This window comes from Aeromonas sp. MaB10011B, assembly GCF_017939325.1.
GTDB lineage: Bacteria > Pseudomonadota > Gammaproteobacteria > Enterobacterales > Aeromonadaceae > Aeromonas > Aeromonas caviae.
The window spans coordinates 58,567-74,028 of record NZ_JAGKRK010000072.1 but is presented as its reverse complement, the minus strand read 5'-3'; the positions used below and the strand labels follow the sequence as shown (position 1 = coordinate 74,028).

Genomic DNA, 15,462 nt, shown 5'->3' with positions numbered 1-15,462 from the left:
TGGTTGTAGAGGTTAATATCATGAAAACATTGCATTTTGGTGCCGGTAACATCGGTCGGGGCTTCATCGGCAAACTGCTGGCTGACGCCAGCCATCAGGTCACCTTCGCCGACATCAACGAGACCCTGATCGACCAGCTCAACCACCGCCAGGAGTACAAGGTGCACGTGGTGGGCACGGATCAGAAGCTGGATGTGGTGCGCAACGTTGCCGCCGTCAGCTCGGCCGGACACGAGGTGATCGCCCGTATCATCACCGCCGATCTGGTCACCACGGCGGTCGGCCCCAACATCCTGGACAAGATTGCCAGCACCCTGGCCAAGGGGCTGCAGGCCCGCTTCGATGCCGGCAACCTGACTCCCCTCAACGTCATCGCCTGCGAGAACATGGTGCGCGGCACCAGCCACCTCAAGGAGGAGGTACTCAAGTACCTGCCGGTCGCGTATCATGCCACCCTCGAGCAGTGCGTCGGCTTCGTCGACTCGGCGGTGGATCGCATCGTTCCGCCCGCCGCGGCGAACGACGATCCCCTGGAGGTGACGGTGGAGAGCTTCAGCGAGTGGATCGTCGATCGGACCCAGTTCAAGGGGGAGATGCCCCAGGTGGCGGGCATGGAGCCCACCGACAACCTGATGGCCTTCGTCGAGCGCAAGCTGTTCACCCTCAACACCGGCCACATCGTCACCGCCTACCTCGGCAAGCTCAGGGGCTATCGCACCGTGCGCGAGGCGATCGAGGATCCGCTGATCCGCAGCAAGGTGCGCCGCGCCATGGAGGAGAGCGGGGCCGTGCTGGTGAAACGCTACGGCTTCGACCCGCGCCTGCACGCCGCCTACATCGAGAAGATCCTCTCCCGCTTCGCCAACCTCTATCTGGTGGACGAGATTGACCGGGTCGGTCGCCAGCCGCTGCGCAAGCTGGCGGCGGGGGACAGGCTGGTGAAGCCGCTGCTCGGCACCCTGGAGTACGGCCTGCCGAGCGATCACCTGCAGGAGGGCATCGCCGCCGCACTGCATTACCGCAATGAGGACGATCCCCAGGCGGTGGAGCTGCAGGCCATGCTGGCGGAACTTGGTCCGGCACGGACCCTGGCCCGCGTCACCGGCCTGGATGAGCACAGCGATGTGGTACGCACCATCGTCGCCCGTTACAACAACTTGAAGTGACCTGATGGGGTGGCGTCACACCGCCCGTGACGGACCCCATACGATACAAACCGGGGGAGGGCCTGCTCTCCCCCTGTCAGCCGGACCCGAAGCACTTATGACCACACACCAGGAAGATGAAGTACTGGAGCGACTGAACGAGCAGGATGGCCCCCGCGGCTTCTTTCTCGAGGTCGTGACCATCCTGGAAGAGGCGGTCGACTCCCTGATGCGGCGAGCCTTTCGTCAGGAGGAGTATGCCGTCAAATACGCCATCGAACCCCTGCTCAACCAGAGCGGACCCCTCGGCCAGCTGGAGGTGCGCCTCAAGCTCATCTTCGCCCTCGGCCTCATCTCCCTCGAGCGCTATCAGGATCTCGAGGCATACCTGAAGATCCGCGACTTTCTGGTACGCGACCCCAAGGATTACCGCTTCAGCGACAAGCCGGTCCGCGATCTGCTCGAGCGCCTGAATGCCATCCAGCAGGGCAGCATGATGCCGCAGGATCCCCCGGCCAACGAGGAGGACTGGCCCCTCTACCAGATGCAGCTCAACCGGCTCGATCAGATGGTACGCTCCGCCCTGGTGCTGGCGGTGACCGATTGCGTCACCGAACTCCACAAAGAGAGCCCCATCTGATCTGAGCGGCTCTCCCCTGCACGCCTGGCGGGTGTCATCTTGCCCCCCTTCCCCGCTACACTAGGTCCAACCCCATCACCTGTACGAGGTTGGCATGATTGCTCTCTCCCTCGCCGGAATAGCCCTCATCTCCCTGCTCGCCCAATGGCTTGCCTGGTCCGTGCGCGTTCCCGCCATTTTGTTCCTGCTGCTGAGCGGCCTCTTGCTCGGCCCGGTGACCGGTCTGCTCGATCCCGATCAGTTGCTGGGGGATCTGCTGTTTCCCCTGGTCTCCCTCTCGGTCGCCATCATTCTGTTTGAAGGGGCGCTGACCCTGCACCTGACCGAACTCAAGGGGATCGGCAAGGTGGTACGCAACCTCTGCTCCACCGGCATGGTGACCAGCTTTGCCGTCATCGGCGCCGCCAGCTACTTCCTGCTTGGGCTGGACTGGCGGGTCGCCATGGTGCTCGGCGCCGTGCTGGTGGTGACCGGCCCCACGGTGATCGCCCCCATGCTCAACGTGATCCGCCCGGTCCGGGAGGTGGACAAGATCCTGCGTTGGGAGGGGATCGTCATCGACCCCATCGGCGCCCTGTTCGCGGTACTGGTGTTCGAGGCGGTGCGCCTCGGCAGCCAGGGGGATCTGGTCGGTCATACCCTGCTGGCCCTGGCCAAGACGGTGGGAGTGGGGTCGCTCATCGGGGTCGGTGCCGGCTGGCTCACCACCCTGCTCATCCGCAAGGACTGGCTGCCGGTCAGCCTGCACAAGTTCGGGGTACTGGCGCTGGTGCTGGTGACCTTCACCCTGTCTGACTGGCTCAGTCACGAATCCGGCCTGCTGGCGGTGACCGTGTTCGGCATCTGGCTCGCCAACCAGGAGGGGCTGGATCTGGAGGAGGTGCTGGCCTTCAAGGAGGATCTCGCCGTCATTCTCATCTCCTCCCTCTTCATCCTGCTGGCGGCCCGCCTCGATCTGGTCCAACTCTGGCAGCTCGGCCCCATGGTGCTGGCCCTGCTGTGCGTGGTGCAGTTCGTGGCCCGCCCGCTCTGCATCCTGGTCTCGACCCGGGGGTCGGAACTGCCCTGGCGCGCCCGCGCCCTGCTCGCCTGGATAGCCCCCCGGGGCATAGTGGCGGCGGCGGTCAGCGCCTCCTTCGCCATCAGCATGCACGAGGCCGGCATCCAGGATGCCGACAAGCTGGTGCCCCTGGTGTTTGCGGTCATCATCTTCACCGTGGTGCTGCAGAGCCTGACGGCCACGCCATTGGCCAGATTGCTCGACATGCGTCAGAGCGCCCCCAATGTCTGGCTGCTCATCGGCGCCAACTCGGTGGCCCGGGCCATCGGCAAGGCGCTGGCGGATCAGGGGATCCCGGTGCAGCTCTCCGATCCTGCCTGGGAGCACTGCAAGCTGGCCCGCATGAGCGGCCTGCCCTGCTACTTCGGCAACCCCCAGTCGGAGCACGCCGAGCGGCACCTGCCCCTCACCAGCATCAGCACCGTGCTGGCGCTCTCTCCCAGCCGCCACAACAACGCCCTCGGGGTGCTGCACTTCGCCCACCTCTACGGAGAGGAGAAGGTCCACTCCCTGCGTTCCAGCGAACATCACGGCAAGGCCAACCGGGAGAGCGCCACCTTCCGTGCCCGCCAGAACCTGTTCGGTGCCGACATCAACTTCGCCAGGCTGAGTGGCCTGCTGAGCCGGGGCGGGCAGATCAAGGCGACCCGCCTGAGCGACACCTTCGACTGGGACCAGTATCAGGAGGCCAATCCCGGCGCCATTCCTCTGTTCGTGCTGGATGCCAAGGCCAGACCCAGGGTGGTCACCGGCCCTGTCACGCCGCTGTCCGGGGAGCTGCTGATCGCCCTGCAACCACCCCGGGAGGGGGCGACGGCGCCCTGATCCAATGACGGCGCCACCGGGAAGGAGAACTAGACTTGAGGGTGGCGCCATGAGTCATAGGAGGGTGTCATGACAGTCAGTGAATTGCGCGCGCTTCACCAGCAGCACAGGTTCAAGGAGGCGGAGATCATGCACGACATCGTCTCCCCCGGCTGGATCGTGGAGTTCAGGGGGCAGGACGGCCACCTCTACGTGATGACGGACACCCTGGGGTGCCCCATGAGCTTCTCGTCCACCGAGGAGGCACGGGACCACATCCACCTGGTGGCCGACTGCCCCGTCCAGGTCGAGCACCTCTACCGCTTCTTCGAACGCTGAACAGCCATCGAAAAAGGCTCCCGAGGGAGCCTTTTCTCATTCCGGCTGCGTGGACTCAGCCTCCTTTCCCTCCAGCCGCCTCACCGGCTTTTGCAGAATAAGGTTCGCCGGATAGGTGACCAGATCGCCGTTGTCATCCCGCACCCGCACGTAGAAGAGGCCGATCTCGGTGATGATGCCGGTGACGGAGTCATCCTTGTCGAGGATGCGGATGCGATCGCCAATCTTGTAGGGGAAGGCGAAGAAGATGGTGATACTGGCGGTGATGTTGGAGAGGATCGACCACTGGGCCACCATGGCGACCCCCAGTACCGCGAAGAAGGAGGAGGCGAGCACCACCAGCCGGGAGAAGTCGAGCCCCCAGACCCCGGCCAGGATCAGCAGGGTGGCGCAGCCCAGCAGGAAGTGGAATACGTGCTCCACGTAGAGTACCCGGTTCTCGCTCACCTGCCGGCTCTGGCCAAGGGCCATCAGGCTCTTGTGAATGAGGCCGCGCACCAGGGTGTGCCCCAGCAACAGCAGCAGGGTCACGCCAAAAGATTCCCATGTCGTCATGTTCACTCCTTACCACCAGCGCCTGTGCTTGAGCCAGACCGCCAGTCCGGCCGCCAGCACCAGCAGGAAGCCACAGAACACCCAGAAGGCGGTCGGACTCTCGGCCCCAGGGATCCCCCCCAGGTTGATGCCGAACAGGCCGGTCAGGAAGCTGGCGGGCAGGAACAGCAGCGCCATCACCGACATCTGGTAGGCGCGGCGGTTGGTCGCCTCCGCCATCAGGTTGTTGATCTCGTCCGCCAGCACGGCGGTGCGCGCCACCCCGGCATCCAGATCGTCGAGCCAGCGCCGCAAGCGGTCGGCGATGTCGAGCAGGCGTCGCCTGTCATCTTCGTCCAGCCAGCTGATCTTCTCGTTGGCCAGGCGCGCCACCAGATCCCGCTGGGGGGAGAGGTAGCGACGGATCATGATGAGCTGCTTGCGGATGCGCGCAAGCCGACCGTTGGCGGGCAGGTCGCGCATCAGCACCATCTCCTCCAGATCCAGGATCTGGTCATGCAGCTCCTCGACGAACTCCCCGGCCCGGTCGGTCAGGGCGTCGCATATCTCCACCAGCCAGTCGGCGGGTGTGTCGGCACCGCCCCCCAGCGACAGCTGCTCGAACACATCTTTCTCGGAGAGCAGCGGACGACGTCGGCTGCTGATGATGAGATCCGGCGTGATGAAGATCCGCAGGGCCACCATCTCTTCAGGCCTGTGATCCTTGTTGTGGTTGATGCCGCGCAGGATCAGCAGCACCGTCTCCCCCATCCGCACCAGCTTGGGACGATTGCTCTGGCCGAGCAGGGCCTCCCGGGCCGCCTCCCCCAGCAGCGGCGTCTGCAGCAGCCAGCGCGCCGACTCCGGGTTGCCGTAGTCCAGATGCAGCCAGCCGGGCTGGGCACCGGGGATCTCGCTACCTTCGGCCAGCGGGGTCATGCCCCCCTTGCCGTCCAGGGTCAGGCCATAAATCACGTCACCGGGCACCCGATCCATCTCGTCTCCTTCTCGTTTCATGTGCAGGCCCCAGCTTACACCAAAGGCGGGGACGACTCAGCCCCGGGGCAGCCGCCCCGCACCAGCCATGCTAAGATGCGCCACCCGTTCCAGACACAGGAAGCCATGCCATGCCCATCTGGGTTGATGCCGATGCCTGCCCCATCCCGGTCAAGGAGATCCTCTACCGCGCCGCCCACCGCGCCCAGGTGGTGACCACGCTAGTGGCCAACCAGGGGCTCAGAGTCCCCCTTTCCCCCTTCATCAAGACCCAGCAGGTGGAGAAGGGCTTCGATGTGGCAGATCATGTCATCGCCCAGCAGGTCAAGCCCGGCGACCTGGTGATCACCGGCGACATTCCCCTCGCCTCCTGGGTCATCGACGCCGGGGGCGAGGCGCTCAATCCCCGGGGCGAGATCTACACCCGGGAGACCATCCAGGCACGGCTCGGGATGCGCAACTTCATGGAGGAGCTGCGCTCTGCCGGCGTCCAGACCGGTGGCCCTGCACCCTTCAACGCCGCCGACAAGCAGCGCTTCGCCAATGCGCTGGACAAGTGGCTGGTCAGGGGCAAGCTGAGCTGATCACCCTCTCCCCGGCCCACCGCCGGGGAGAGCCATTCATTTCCCTTTTCCCTTAATTCTTCCTTAATGCGCCTTGATTAGCCTTGCGACTGTTGACCCAACCACCCGCAAGGAGCAAGCAATGAAACTGACCCCCCTGTTGTTACTGATCCCCCTGTTGAGCGGCGCAGCCCTGGCCGACCCACAATGCACACAGGCCGACAAGAGCAAGTGGATGAGCGAAGCCGACGCCCAGCAGCAGATCAAGGCGATGGGCTACGACATCAAGAAGTTCAAGGCCACCAAGACCGGCTGCTACGAGATCTACGGCTGGGACAAGGAGAAGCGCAAGGTCGAGATCTACTTCGACCCGACTGACCTGAAAAAGGTGAAAGAAGAGATCGACGAGTAACGCCGCCCCGGGCCGGTCTTCCCCCGGCCCCCACCATGGAGCCTTGCCATGACACCTGCCTCTGAAGTGAAAGTCTGGGATCCCCTCATCCGGGTGTTTCACTGGGCGACCGTCACCCTCTGCCTGCTCAACTTCTTCGTGCTGGAAGAGGGCAGCAAACCCCACAGATATGCTGGCTACGCGGTGGGCATCCTGCTCATCATCCGCCTGCTGTGGGGGCTGATCGGCCCCTATTACGCCCGCTTCGGCCAGTGGTGGCCAACCCCTGCCCGGGTCCGCTACTACCTGCGCCAGCTCGCCCAGGGGCGCCACCCCTACTACCTCGGCCACAATCCGGTCGGCTCCCTGATGATCTGGCTGCTGCTGCTGTCCCTGGTCGGGACCGTCGTCACCGGCTGGCTCACCACCTGGGATGCCTTCTGGGGCGAGGAGTGGCTGGAGGAGCTGCACGGCATCATCGCCAACACCCTGATGGCCGCCGTTGGCGTCCATGCGGCCGTGGTACTCCTGACCGATCGCCTCACCCGCAGCGATTTGGTCCGCGCCATGGTGCTGGGCAAGAAGCGGGTCCCCGCCAACATCAAGGTGGAAGACCCCCGCGCTTGATGGCCGGGCTGCCGACCAGTCCCCTCCTCAGTTCACCCGCTCATCTGCCCAAAAAAAGACCCCCTGCCAAGGCAGGGGGTCGTCATGAGCAGCGCGGGGGGAGGACCTAGATCATCACACCGGCGATAACGGCGGAGAGCAGGCTCACCAGAGTGGAGCCATAGACCAGCTTCAGGCCGAAGCGGGAAACCATGTTGCCCTTCTCTTCGTTGAGCGCCTTCACCGCACCGGCAATGATGCCGATGGAGCTGAAGTTGGCGAACGACACCATGAAGATGGAGAGGATGCCGACGGTGCGCGGGGAGAGCTCGGCGGCAATCTTGCCCAGATCCATCATGGCCACGAACTCGTTGGTCACCAGCTTGGTCGCCATGATGGAGCCGGCCTGCAGCGCTTCACTGCCCGGGATGCCCAGGATCCAGGCAACGGGATAGAAGATGTAGCCCATGACGTGCTGGAAGTTGACGCCGAACGCCGCCTCGAACAGGTAGTTGATGAGGGCGATCAGGGCGATGAAGCCCACCAGCATGGCACCGACGATCACCGCCACGGTGAAACCGGCCATGATGTATTCCCCCAGCATCTCGAAGAAGTTCTCCTTCTTCGGCGTGTGGTGCTCGTCACCCTCGGCCAGCGCCTTGGCATCGGTCACGGTATTGTCGGGCTCGTAGGGGTTGATGAGGGAGAGCACCACGAAGGTGCTGAACATGTTGAGCACCAGCGCGGCCACCACGTAGCGCGGCTCGATCAGCTGCATGTAGGCACCGACGATGGACATGGAGACGGTGGACATGGCCGTCGCCGCCAGGGTGTACATCTGCTTCTCGTTCAGGTGCGGCAGTATGTTCTTGAGGGCGATGAAGTTCTCGGACTGACCGACGATCATGGAGCTGATGGCGTTGAAGGACTCCAGCTTGCCCATGCCGTTGATCTTGGCCAGCACGGTGCCGATGCCACGAATGACGATGGGCAGCAGACGGATGTACTGCAAAATGCCGATCAACACGGAGATGAAGACGATGGGCATCAGCACCATCAGGAAGAAGGAGAAAGCCCCTTCGTTGACCAGACCGCCGAACACGAAGTCGGTCCCCTGCTTGGCAAACTCCATCAGCTTGGTGAAGCCGGCTGCAAAGCCACCCACCACCGCCAGACCCACTTCGGAGTTGAGCATGAACCAGGCGAGCGCCAGCTCGACCACCAGCAGCTGGCCGATGTAACGCAGCTTGATCTGTTTCCAGTTGCGGCGGTTTGCCAGCAACGCCAATGCCAGGACCATCACGAGTCCGAGCACGAAATGAACGTATTCCATACCAGTAGCACCCATTGAATTGTTATTTTTGACCGGCGCCATCATAAAGAACTGCATATTTAAAAATCAGAGAATCATCACAATCCGCGGTAAAAATATGCATGCGGAATAATACAAACGTTTTTAAATTAATTGCCAAGATATATGATTATTAATCGTCATTGAAAAAGCTTAAAAATAAATCAAAAACAATAAGTTATACTCTTTCATTAATTTTATTCCTCATTCGTATATATATTTCATCACGGCTATATCCCATATGGCATCCTCCGATGACTCATCATCACCAGGGCATGTTTAATTAAAAACGTTTTCTCGCCATTCATCATGATCTGGCCATGACCACCCCCTGCTCCATTGTGCTCTTTTTACATACCGCAAGCCCACCAACGCAGACAGAAGCCTCCATCGGCAACCTATGACGCCAACCGTTCAAATATTCACCGCATCCGGCGGCACATTCTGGTATGATGCGCCCCCTTGCGCACCGCGCACCCCCATTTCTGGTTTTCCGACATAGAGTCCTTTTGTGAACAACAGCGAATTTAGCAGCCTGAACCTCTCCTCCGCCCTGCAGGACAACCTCGCCAGCCTGGGCTATCTGCAGATGACCCCGATCCAGGCCCAGAGCCTGCCCCTGGTGCTCGACGGCAAAGATTTGATCGCCAAGGCGAAAACCGGCAGCGGCAAGACCGCGGCCTTCGGCCTGGGTCTGCTGGCCAAGCTGGACGTCAACCGGCTGGCCGTGCAGGCGCTGGTGCTCTGTCCGACCCGCGAGCTGGCGGATCAGGTGGCCACCGAGATCCGCCGTCTTGCCCGTACCCTGCCCAACGTCAAGCTGGTGACCCTGTGCGGCGGCACCCCGACCGCACCGCAATCCGCCACCCTGGGCTTTGGCGCCCACATCGCCGTCGGCACCCCGGGCCGGATCCTCAAGCACCTGGAGCAGGGCACCCTTGAGCTCGACGACCTCAAGACGCTGGTGCTGGACGAAGCGGATCGCATGCTGGACATGGGCTTTGGTGAAGACATCAACCGGGTCATCAGCCACGCCCCGCGGGACCGGCAAACCTTGCTCTTCTCCGCCACCTATCCGGAAGGGATCGCCCAGATGAGCCGCGGCGTGCAGCGCAATCCGGTGGAGGTGAGCGTGGAGTCCCTGCATGAAGAGAGCGCCATCGAACAGAAGCTGTATGAAGTGCCGGCCGGCCAGCGCCTCGATGCCCTCACCTGGCTGCTCAGCCACTACCAACCGGGCTCCTGCGTGGTGTTCTGCAACACCAAGCGCGCCTGCAACGACGTGGCCGATCACCTGGCCGCCAAGGGCTTCTCGGCGCTGGCGCTGAACGGTGACCTGGAACAGCGTGAGCGGGATCAGGTGCTGGTGCGCTTCGCCAACGGCAGCGCCACCATACTGGTCGCCACCGACGTGGCGGCCCGCGGCCTCGACATCAAGGAGCTGGGCGCCGTCATCAACTACGAGCTGACCTACGACCCCGAGGTGCACGTGCACCGCATCGGCCGTACCGGCCGCGCCGGCCAGCAGGGCCTGGCCCTGAGTCTCTACCAGCCGAACGAGGCCCAGCGCGTCAACTTCATTGAGGAGTACCAGCAGGCCCCCATTCCCCAGGGCGACCTGGCCGGGATCGGCCGCGACATCAAGCCGATCGCGCCGCAGATGGTGACCCTCTCCATCGATGCAGGCCGCAAGAGCAAGGTGCGTGCCGGTGACATCCTCGGCGCCCTGACCGGCGAAGGCGGCATTGCCGGGGCCGATGTGGGCAAGATCCAGATTTCCGAGCAGTACTCCTACGTGGCGGTGAAGCGCCAGGTGGCGAGCGCCGCCCTCAAGCGGTTGCAGGAAGGCAAGATCAAGGGGCGCAGCTACCGTGCCCGCAAACTGGGCTAAGGTATTTCACACGCCCCAGCCAGACCACAGGCGCCTGACAGGCGCCTGTTTCATATCATTCGCCGCCATGCGGCAAGACAGGTGACATGACCCAAGCAATCCAGAGCGATGTGAGCTGCCAGAACTGCGAAGCCTGCTGCTGCCGCCTCGAGGTGATGCTCTTCACCGACACCGGCGTGCCAGACCGCTATATCGAGGAGCGAGAAGGAGAAGTGCCCGTGATGCACAGACTGGAAGATGGCTGGTGCGCCGCCCTCGACCGCAACACCATGATGTGTCGCATCTACGAGGTGCGGCCGCTTATCTGCCGTGAATTCGAGATGGGGGAGCCCGACTGCCTCGACGAGCGGGACAAGTGGTTCATCAGGCTGGAGTAACCGGGGTGTTCAACCCGTGCTGACGTGGATCTCCTTGCCTTGCAGCCCCTCGAGGCGCTGTGTCAGCCAGTGGATGGCCTGCGCTTCCTCCTCGAAATAGCGCACCTCCTGAAAGGGAAGCTCGCTGAAGACGTGATCCGCCAGATAACGTTTGAAATCCCCGATCATGACCACCGCCAGAAAGGCGCAGCCATGGGTGGCGCACCAGTTGAACTGGCGACGAAAACGGGCCAGCACCTCGGGGCCGGCGGCCTCGAACTCGGTCGCGACCTCGACGATGCCCCAGGGGGCTCCCTGCAAACGGCTTATCTGCTGGCTGAACTTGCCCTCATAGGCCATGGCGCCTGCCAGGTTGAAAGGGCCGCTCGGCCGACAGATCAGCAGTTGCCCTTGTCGCTGCATCTCAAAATGGCCGTGTGCTTGCACGTTCACCTCCTGCCTTGAGTCCTTCGCTGCGGCTGATATGCCCTGTGTTGCCACAAAGTAAGAATTTCTCCCCGAAAAGTCCATGAAGCTCCCCGCATTGTGAACGGAAAGCGCCATTCACCCCCCGTTTTTACCCTGGTGGCGGAATGTACATTTCTTCGACATGTTCTGTTGTAGTTAACAAAACGTTGCTGCTATTATCCGCGCCACTCAAAACATTCCACCTACTGAAACCTTTTGGCGTTCACCCAGGGAACAACGATGAAGCAACAAGACGCAAGTTATTACCAACGGATCTGGCGCTGGCATTTCTATGCCGGTCTCTTCGTCGCCCCCTTCCTGATCCTGCTCTCCCTCACCGGCATCGTCTACCTGTTCAAGCCGCAGCTGGACAACCTGCTCTACCCCCAGCTGATGAAGGTGACGCCCGCCACCCAGACCCTGAGTGCCGACCAGCTGCTGGCCAAGGCAACCATCGCCATGCCGGACGCCAGCCTGCGCAAATACCTGCCCCCGGTGGCAGCGGACGCGAGCGCCCAGATAGTCGTGATGCGTGAAGGGCAGGAGCTGACCCTCTTCATGGATCCCGCGAACGGCGCCCTGCTCGGTACCATGGACAACAAGTGGAACCTGCAGGCGGTGGCGCGCGCTCTCCATGCGGAGCTGATGCTTGGCACCACGGGTGATCGCCTGATCGAGCTGGCCGCAGGCTGGGGAATCGTGCTCCTCGTCAGCGGACTCTATCTCTGGTGGCCCCGCAAGGGACCGGGTGTGGGAGGCATCCTCTGGCCGAGAATGCACCAGCGCGGCCGTCTCTGGTGGCGTGACCTGCACGCCGTGGTCGGCTTCTGGGGCGCGGGTTTCCTGCTGCTGCTGCTGCTGACGGGCATGACCTGGACCGGTTTCTGGGGCGGCCAGTTCGCCGACGTCTGGAACCGCTTCCCTGCGGCCATGTGGAACGAGGTGCCCAAGTCGGCCCCCCTCACCCGCAGCCTCAACCAGGCTCACGAACAGACCGTCTCCTGGGGGGCCGAGACCCTGCCCATGCCGAGCTCCCAACCCACGGCAGAGAGCCATGATCACAGCGCCATGACCCATGGCGGCGGACACGAGGGCATGGTCATGGCCAGCCATCGCATTCCGCTGCAACAGGTGGTCGACATCGCCAACGAGCGTGGGGTCAGCCCGGGTTACAGCATCACCCCCCCGGTCGGTGAAACCGGCGTCTATACCATCGCCATCTTTGCCGATGATCCCCGCAACGACGCCACCCTGCACATCGACCAATACAGCGGCAAGGTGCTGGTCGACGTGCGCTGGCAGGATTACGGCCCGGTCGCCAAGACGGTGGAAACCGGCGTCATGCTGCACATGGGCAAGCTCTACGGCTGGCCGCACCAGCTCGTCATGCTGCTCATCTGCCTGATGATTCTGGCAAGCTCGGTGAGCGGGCTCTGGATCTGGTGGAGCCGCCGTCCCAGTGGTCGCCTCGCCGCCCCGCCCCTGCCCGCCAAGCTGCCTCCCATGGGCAGTGCCATCGCGGTGCTGGTCGTGCTCGGGATCTGCTTCCCGCTGGTGGGGGCCTCCATGGTTGCCATCTGGCTGCTGGACTGTCTCTTCTTCTCTCGCCGCACGGCCGTGGCCCAGGCAAGCTGACCCGTCAGGGGCAAGCCCGCCTCATGCACACGAGGGCTCCCTGTCGGGGGCCCTCGTCGTCTGCATCACCTGGCACCATCCTTCGCCTGGCGGCATGCTCCTCCCCTGGCGATCATCACATCGGTCTGATGAAACAACAACGCATCGACACATCAGCAAAAAGGGCTCCCGTTCGGGAGCCCTTTTCATTGCCAAACACGTCGGCCTCAGGTGAGCGCCAGCCCGGTAGAGAGCAGCAGGCTGAACAGAAATGCGCTGATGGCGGTCTTCTTGAGGGCGCCGGTCAGCACCTCGCCATCGAAACTCTCTCGCAGGGTGCGGGCGGCATCGGTGAGGGGCTTCATGGCGGGCAGGAAGATCCAGGGCCAGAGGCTCGCAGGCTGAGTCAGCAGGAAGGCGATGGTCGCCAGCAGCGCCGCCCCCAGCAAGACCCAGTGATAGGCGATGGCCCGGTTGCGGCCAAGGCGCACCGCCAGGGTGATCTTGCCGCTGGCGGCATCGGTCTCGATGTCCCGCACGTTGTTGATGTTGAGCACGGCAGTCGCCAGCAGGCCGCAGGCGGTGGCGGGCAGCAACAGGTCCCACTCCAGGCTATGGGTGAAGAGGTAGTAGGAGCCGAGCACCCCCAGCAGGCCGAAGAACAGGAATACCGAGATGTCCCCGAAGCCGCGATAGCCGTAGGGGCTCTTGCCCACCGTGTAGGTGATGGCCGCGACGATGGCCGCTCCCCCCAGCAGGATGAACGTCAGGATCTGCTGCCACGCCTCCCCGAAGGCGCAGACCAGCAGGGAGAGGCCGCTCACCACGGCCGCCAGGGCGGTCAGCCCCATTGCCACACACATCTGGTGCCGGGTGATGAGGCCGGAAACCACGGCGCGCTGGGGACCGATCCGCTCCCCGTTGTCGGCTCCGGAGACCGCATCCCCATAGTCGTTGGCAAGATTGGAGAGAATTTGCAGCAGGATGGCGGTCAGCAGGGAGAGCCCCATGATGGTGCCGTCGAACGCTCCCCGGCTGGCTGCCAGCCCCGAGCCCAGCAAGATGGAGGAGCACGCCAGGGGCAGTGTTCGCAAACGCGCCGCCAGCAACCAAACAGAGAAGGTATTTGTCATATTGTGATGGCCAAACAATCAGATATTGATCGTGTTAAGGGTTATCGAACCGGATTTAGGTATACTTGGCTGCGCGGGGGCGTCGGCTCCCCCGGGCAATTTACATGGACGAATGGGCAGATAATATATAGGAAATCGTCGCCCTTTGGCATCAACCTGCGCCATCCTCCCCCGGAGCGATCGCGATTATCCGGCTCAGACTAGACATCCATGTTGGCTCAGACCCACCTCAAGCAACAACTGGACGCCCTGCGTCACAGCACTGTCAGCGGTTTCGTGCGACTGCGCGTGGCCGCTCACGTCGACGTCTTTCCCGGCTGGTTGGCGGCCCAGACGCTCTACCCCCGCATCTATTGGCACGCCAGAGGGCAACAGAGCCCGGAGTACGTGGCGCTTGGCGCCATCCACGAGCTGACGCGGCCGGAGGATATCCAGCGGGTCTGCGACCTTGCCGGCACGGCCAGTGAAGACAGCCCTCGCTACTACGGTGGCCTGGCGTTCGACCCGGATCTGCCCGGCTGGCAGGGTTTTGGCCCCTGCCGCTTCGTGCTGCCCCGCATCGAACTGGTACGCCGGGGGGAGTGCACCAGCCTCTGCCTCAATCTCTGGCTGCCCGCCCGGGAAGAGGGTCACGCATTCGAAGCCGAACTCTGCGCCGCCGAGGCGGCGCTCGATGCCCTGCAACCCGAGGCCCCCCTGCCCGCCCTGCAAAAGCGGCCATGGCAGCGCCAGGACCTGCCGGGCCCTGCCCAGTGGCAGACCCTGGTGGAGCAGGTCACGGCCCCCGACTTCCAGGCCCGCACCCCCAAGGTGGTACTGTCCCGGGAGAGTCTGCTCCAGAGCGAGGCGCACGATGCGCCCCTCTGCCCCTGGTCCCTGCTGACACAGTGGGCCCGCCACGCCCAGGAGTGCTTCCACTTCGGCTTCCAGTTCTCCCCCGAGCAGAGCTTCATCTCCTGCTCCCCCGAGCGCCTCTACCGCCGGGAGAAGGGCCACCTCTTTACCGAGGCGCTGGCAGGCACCATTCGCCGTTCCGGGGATGAGGCGACCGACGCAGCCCTGGCCGCCGAGCTGCTGGCCGACAGCAAGAACCGGCTGGAGAACCGGCTGGTTCACGCCGACATTCTCAGCCGCCTGGCCCCCCTCACCACCGATGCCACCCTGACCGAGCCGCGCATTCTGAAATTGCGGCTGCTGCAACACCTCAAGTGCGACATCGAGGCCGAGCTCAAACCCGGCGTCTGCGACTGGCAACTGCTGGCTGCCCTGCACCCCACCCCCGCCGTGGGGGGCGCCCCCCGCGAGGCGGCGCTCGCCTTCATCCGTGAATGCGAGCCCCATGATCGCGGCTGGTATGCCGGTGCCTGTGGCATGCTGAGCCGGGAGACCTCGGAGTTCTCCGTCGCCATTCGCAGCGCCCGGATCAGGGGCCCGCGCATCAGCCTGTTCGCCGGTGCCGGCATAGTGGCGGGATCGGAGCCCGCCGCCGAGTGGGCCGAACTCGACAACAAGATCGCCAACGTGCTCTCCCTGCTGGGATAGCGTTTCTCACCGACTCCTCACTGCGAGAG

The 15,462-nt window shown here is 63.5% G+C and carries 16 protein-coding genes; 11 read left to right on the top strand and 5 right to left on the bottom strand.

Annotated elements, in window-relative coordinates; genetic code table 11:
* Positions 1 to 20: 20 nt before the first annotated feature.
* The 4 genes from J9893_RS14675 to J9893_RS14660 all read left to right on the top strand — a co-directional run bounded on the left by J9893_RS14675 (position 21) and on the right by J9893_RS14660 (position 3,988).
* Complete coding sequence (locus J9893_RS14675) at positions 21 to 1,166, top strand: mannitol-1-phosphate 5-dehydrogenase (protein WP_210599873.1); 1,146 nt, start codon at positions 21 to 23, stop codon at positions 1,164 to 1,166.
* Between the two features lie 97 nt (positions 1,167 to 1,263).
* Positions 1,264 to 1,785, top strand: a complete 522-nt coding sequence (locus J9893_RS14670) for an MltR family transcriptional regulator (RefSeq protein ID WP_010672759.1) — start codon at positions 1,264 to 1,266, stop codon at positions 1,783 to 1,785.
* Between the two features lie 94 nt (positions 1,786 to 1,879).
* Entirely contained in the window at positions 1,880 to 3,670 is a 1,791-nt protein-coding gene (locus J9893_RS14665; RefSeq protein ID WP_210599872.1) for a sodium:proton antiporter, read from the top strand.
* A gap of 69 nt (positions 3,671 to 3,739) precedes the next feature.
* Positions 3,740 to 3,988: a hypothetical protein gene (locus tag J9893_RS14660; RefSeq protein ID WP_010672757.1), complete on the top strand. Its 249-nt coding sequence runs from the start codon at positions 3,740 to 3,742 to the stop codon at positions 3,986 to 3,988.
* A gap of 36 nt (positions 3,989 to 4,024) precedes the next feature.
* Here J9893_RS14660 and J9893_RS14655 read toward each other — a convergent pair whose 3' ends face one another.
* Complete coding sequence (locus J9893_RS14655) at positions 4,025 to 4,543, bottom strand: mechanosensitive ion channel domain-containing protein (protein WP_039039767.1); 519 nt, start codon at positions 4,541 to 4,543, stop codon at positions 4,025 to 4,027.
* A gap of 9 nt (positions 4,544 to 4,552) precedes the next feature.
* On the bottom strand, positions 4,553 to 5,518 hold the full coding sequence (zntB, locus tag J9893_RS14650) for a zinc transporter ZntB (protein WP_210599907.1): 966 nt from the start codon (positions 5,516 to 5,518) through the stop codon (positions 4,553 to 4,555).
* Positions 5,519 to 5,649: 131 nt separating this feature from the next.
* Here zntB and J9893_RS14645 point away from each other — a divergent pair, with 131 nt between their 5' ends.
* The 3 genes from J9893_RS14645 (at position 5,650) to J9893_RS14635 (ending at position 7,099) form a co-directional block, all read left to right on the top strand.
* Positions 5,650 to 6,102, top strand: coding sequence for a YaiI/YqxD family protein (locus tag J9893_RS14645; protein WP_210599871.1), 453 nt, complete (start codon positions 5,650 to 5,652; stop codon positions 6,100 to 6,102).
* A gap of 121 nt (positions 6,103 to 6,223) precedes the next feature.
* Complete coding sequence (locus J9893_RS14640) at positions 6,224 to 6,493, top strand: PepSY domain-containing protein (protein ID WP_010672753.1); 270 nt, start codon at positions 6,224 to 6,226, stop codon at positions 6,491 to 6,493.
* 48 nt (positions 6,494 to 6,541) lie between these two features.
* Positions 6,542 to 7,099 carry a cytochrome b/b6 domain-containing protein gene (locus tag J9893_RS14635; protein WP_103259422.1) on the top strand — a complete coding sequence of 186 codons (558 nt, stop codon included), beginning with the start codon at positions 6,542 to 6,544 and terminating at the stop codon, positions 7,097 to 7,099.
* 106 nt (positions 7,100 to 7,205) lie between these two features.
* On the opposite strand, the gene J9893_RS14630 is transcribed toward J9893_RS14635, so the two are convergent.
* Positions 7,206 to 8,411, bottom strand: a complete 1,206-nt coding sequence (locus J9893_RS14630) for a nucleoside transporter C-terminal domain-containing protein (RefSeq protein WP_010672751.1) — start codon at positions 8,409 to 8,411, stop codon at positions 7,206 to 7,208.
* 529 nt (positions 8,412 to 8,940) lie between these two features.
* Here J9893_RS14630 and dbpA point away from each other — a divergent pair.
* The gene (dbpA, locus tag J9893_RS14625) at positions 8,941 to 10,320 is read left to right on the top strand and encodes an ATP-dependent RNA helicase DbpA (protein ID WP_039039771.1); all 1,380 of its coding nucleotides are present in this window, start codon (positions 8,941 to 8,943) and stop codon (positions 10,318 to 10,320) included.
* An 86-nt stretch (positions 10,321 to 10,406) separates the two neighbouring features.
* Complete coding sequence (locus J9893_RS14620) at positions 10,407 to 10,697, top strand: YkgJ family cysteine cluster protein (RefSeq protein ID WP_039039772.1); 291 nt, start codon at positions 10,407 to 10,409, stop codon at positions 10,695 to 10,697.
* A 9-nt stretch (positions 10,698 to 10,706) separates the two neighbouring features.
* Here the strand turns inward: J9893_RS14620 and J9893_RS14615 are convergent, their stop codons facing one another.
* Complete coding sequence (locus J9893_RS14615; RefSeq protein WP_039039773.1) at positions 10,707 to 11,129, bottom strand: hypothetical protein; 423 nt, start codon at positions 11,127 to 11,129, stop codon at positions 10,707 to 10,709.
* A 255-nt stretch (positions 11,130 to 11,384) separates the two neighbouring features.
* Between J9893_RS14615 and J9893_RS14610 the strand changes: the two genes are divergently transcribed.
* Positions 11,385 to 12,779, top strand: coding sequence for a PepSY domain-containing protein (locus J9893_RS14610; RefSeq protein WP_210599870.1), 1,395 nt, complete (start codon positions 11,385 to 11,387; stop codon positions 12,777 to 12,779).
* 206 nt (positions 12,780 to 12,985) lie between these two features.
* Here J9893_RS14610 and J9893_RS14605 read toward each other — a convergent pair whose 3' ends face one another.
* The gene (locus J9893_RS14605; protein ID WP_048208975.1) at positions 12,986 to 13,891 is read right to left on the bottom strand and encodes a 1,4-dihydroxy-2-naphthoate polyprenyltransferase; all 906 of its coding nucleotides are present in this window, start codon (positions 13,889 to 13,891) and stop codon (positions 12,986 to 12,988) included.
* A 210-nt stretch (positions 13,892 to 14,101) separates the two neighbouring features.
* On the opposite strand from J9893_RS14605, the gene J9893_RS14600 reads away from it, so the two are divergent.
* Complete coding sequence (locus J9893_RS14600) at positions 14,102 to 15,433, top strand: isochorismate synthase (RefSeq protein ID WP_043154006.1); 1,332 nt, start codon at positions 14,102 to 14,104, stop codon at positions 15,431 to 15,433.
* Positions 15,434 to 15,462 lie beyond the last annotated feature (29 nt).

Bases quoted from the DNA above. Each gene is read 5' to 3' on its own strand.
- J9893_RS14665 (WP_210599872.1), top strand. From the start codon at position 1,880: ATGATTGCTCTCTCCCTCGCCGGAATAGCCCTCATCTCCCTGCTCGCC.
- J9893_RS14635 (WP_103259422.1), top strand. From the start codon at position 6,542: ATGACACCTGCCTCTGAAGTGAAAGTCTGGGATCCCCTCATCCGGGTG.
- J9893_RS14600 (WP_043154006.1), top strand. From the start codon at position 14,102: ATGTTGGCTCAGACCCACCTCAAGCAACAACTGGACGCCCTGCGTCAC.
- J9893_RS14640 (WP_010672753.1), top strand. From the start codon at position 6,224: ATGAAACTGACCCCCCTGTTGTTACTGATCCCCCTGTTGAGCGGCGCA.
- J9893_RS14630 (WP_010672751.1), bottom strand. From the start codon at position 8,411: ATGGAATACGTTCATTTCGTGCTCGGACTCGTGATGGTCCTGGCATTG.
- J9893_RS14660 (WP_010672757.1), top strand. From the start codon at position 3,740: ATGACAGTCAGTGAATTGCGCGCGCTTCACCAGCAGCACAGGTTCAAG.
- zntB (WP_210599907.1), bottom strand. From the start codon at position 5,518: ATGGATCGGGTGCCCGGTGACGTGATTTATGGCCTGACCCTGGACGGC.
- J9893_RS14610 (WP_210599870.1), top strand. From the start codon at position 11,385: ATGAAGCAACAAGACGCAAGTTATTACCAACGGATCTGGCGCTGGCAT.
- J9893_RS14655 (WP_039039767.1), bottom strand. From the start codon at position 4,543: ATGACGACATGGGAATCTTTTGGCGTGACCCTGCTGCTGTTGCTGGGG.
- J9893_RS14670 (WP_010672759.1), top strand. From the start codon at position 1,264: ATGACCACACACCAGGAAGATGAAGTACTGGAGCGACTGAACGAGCAG.
- J9893_RS14620 (WP_039039772.1), top strand. From the start codon at position 10,407: ATGACCCAAGCAATCCAGAGCGATGTGAGCTGCCAGAACTGCGAAGCC.
- J9893_RS14605 (WP_048208975.1), bottom strand. From the start codon at position 13,891: ATGACAAATACCTTCTCTGTTTGGTTGCTGGCGGCGCGTTTGCGAACA.
- J9893_RS14675 (WP_210599873.1), top strand. From the start codon at position 21: ATGAAAACATTGCATTTTGGTGCCGGTAACATCGGTCGGGGCTTCATC.
- J9893_RS14645 (WP_210599871.1), top strand. From the start codon at position 5,650: ATGCCCATCTGGGTTGATGCCGATGCCTGCCCCATCCCGGTCAAGGAG.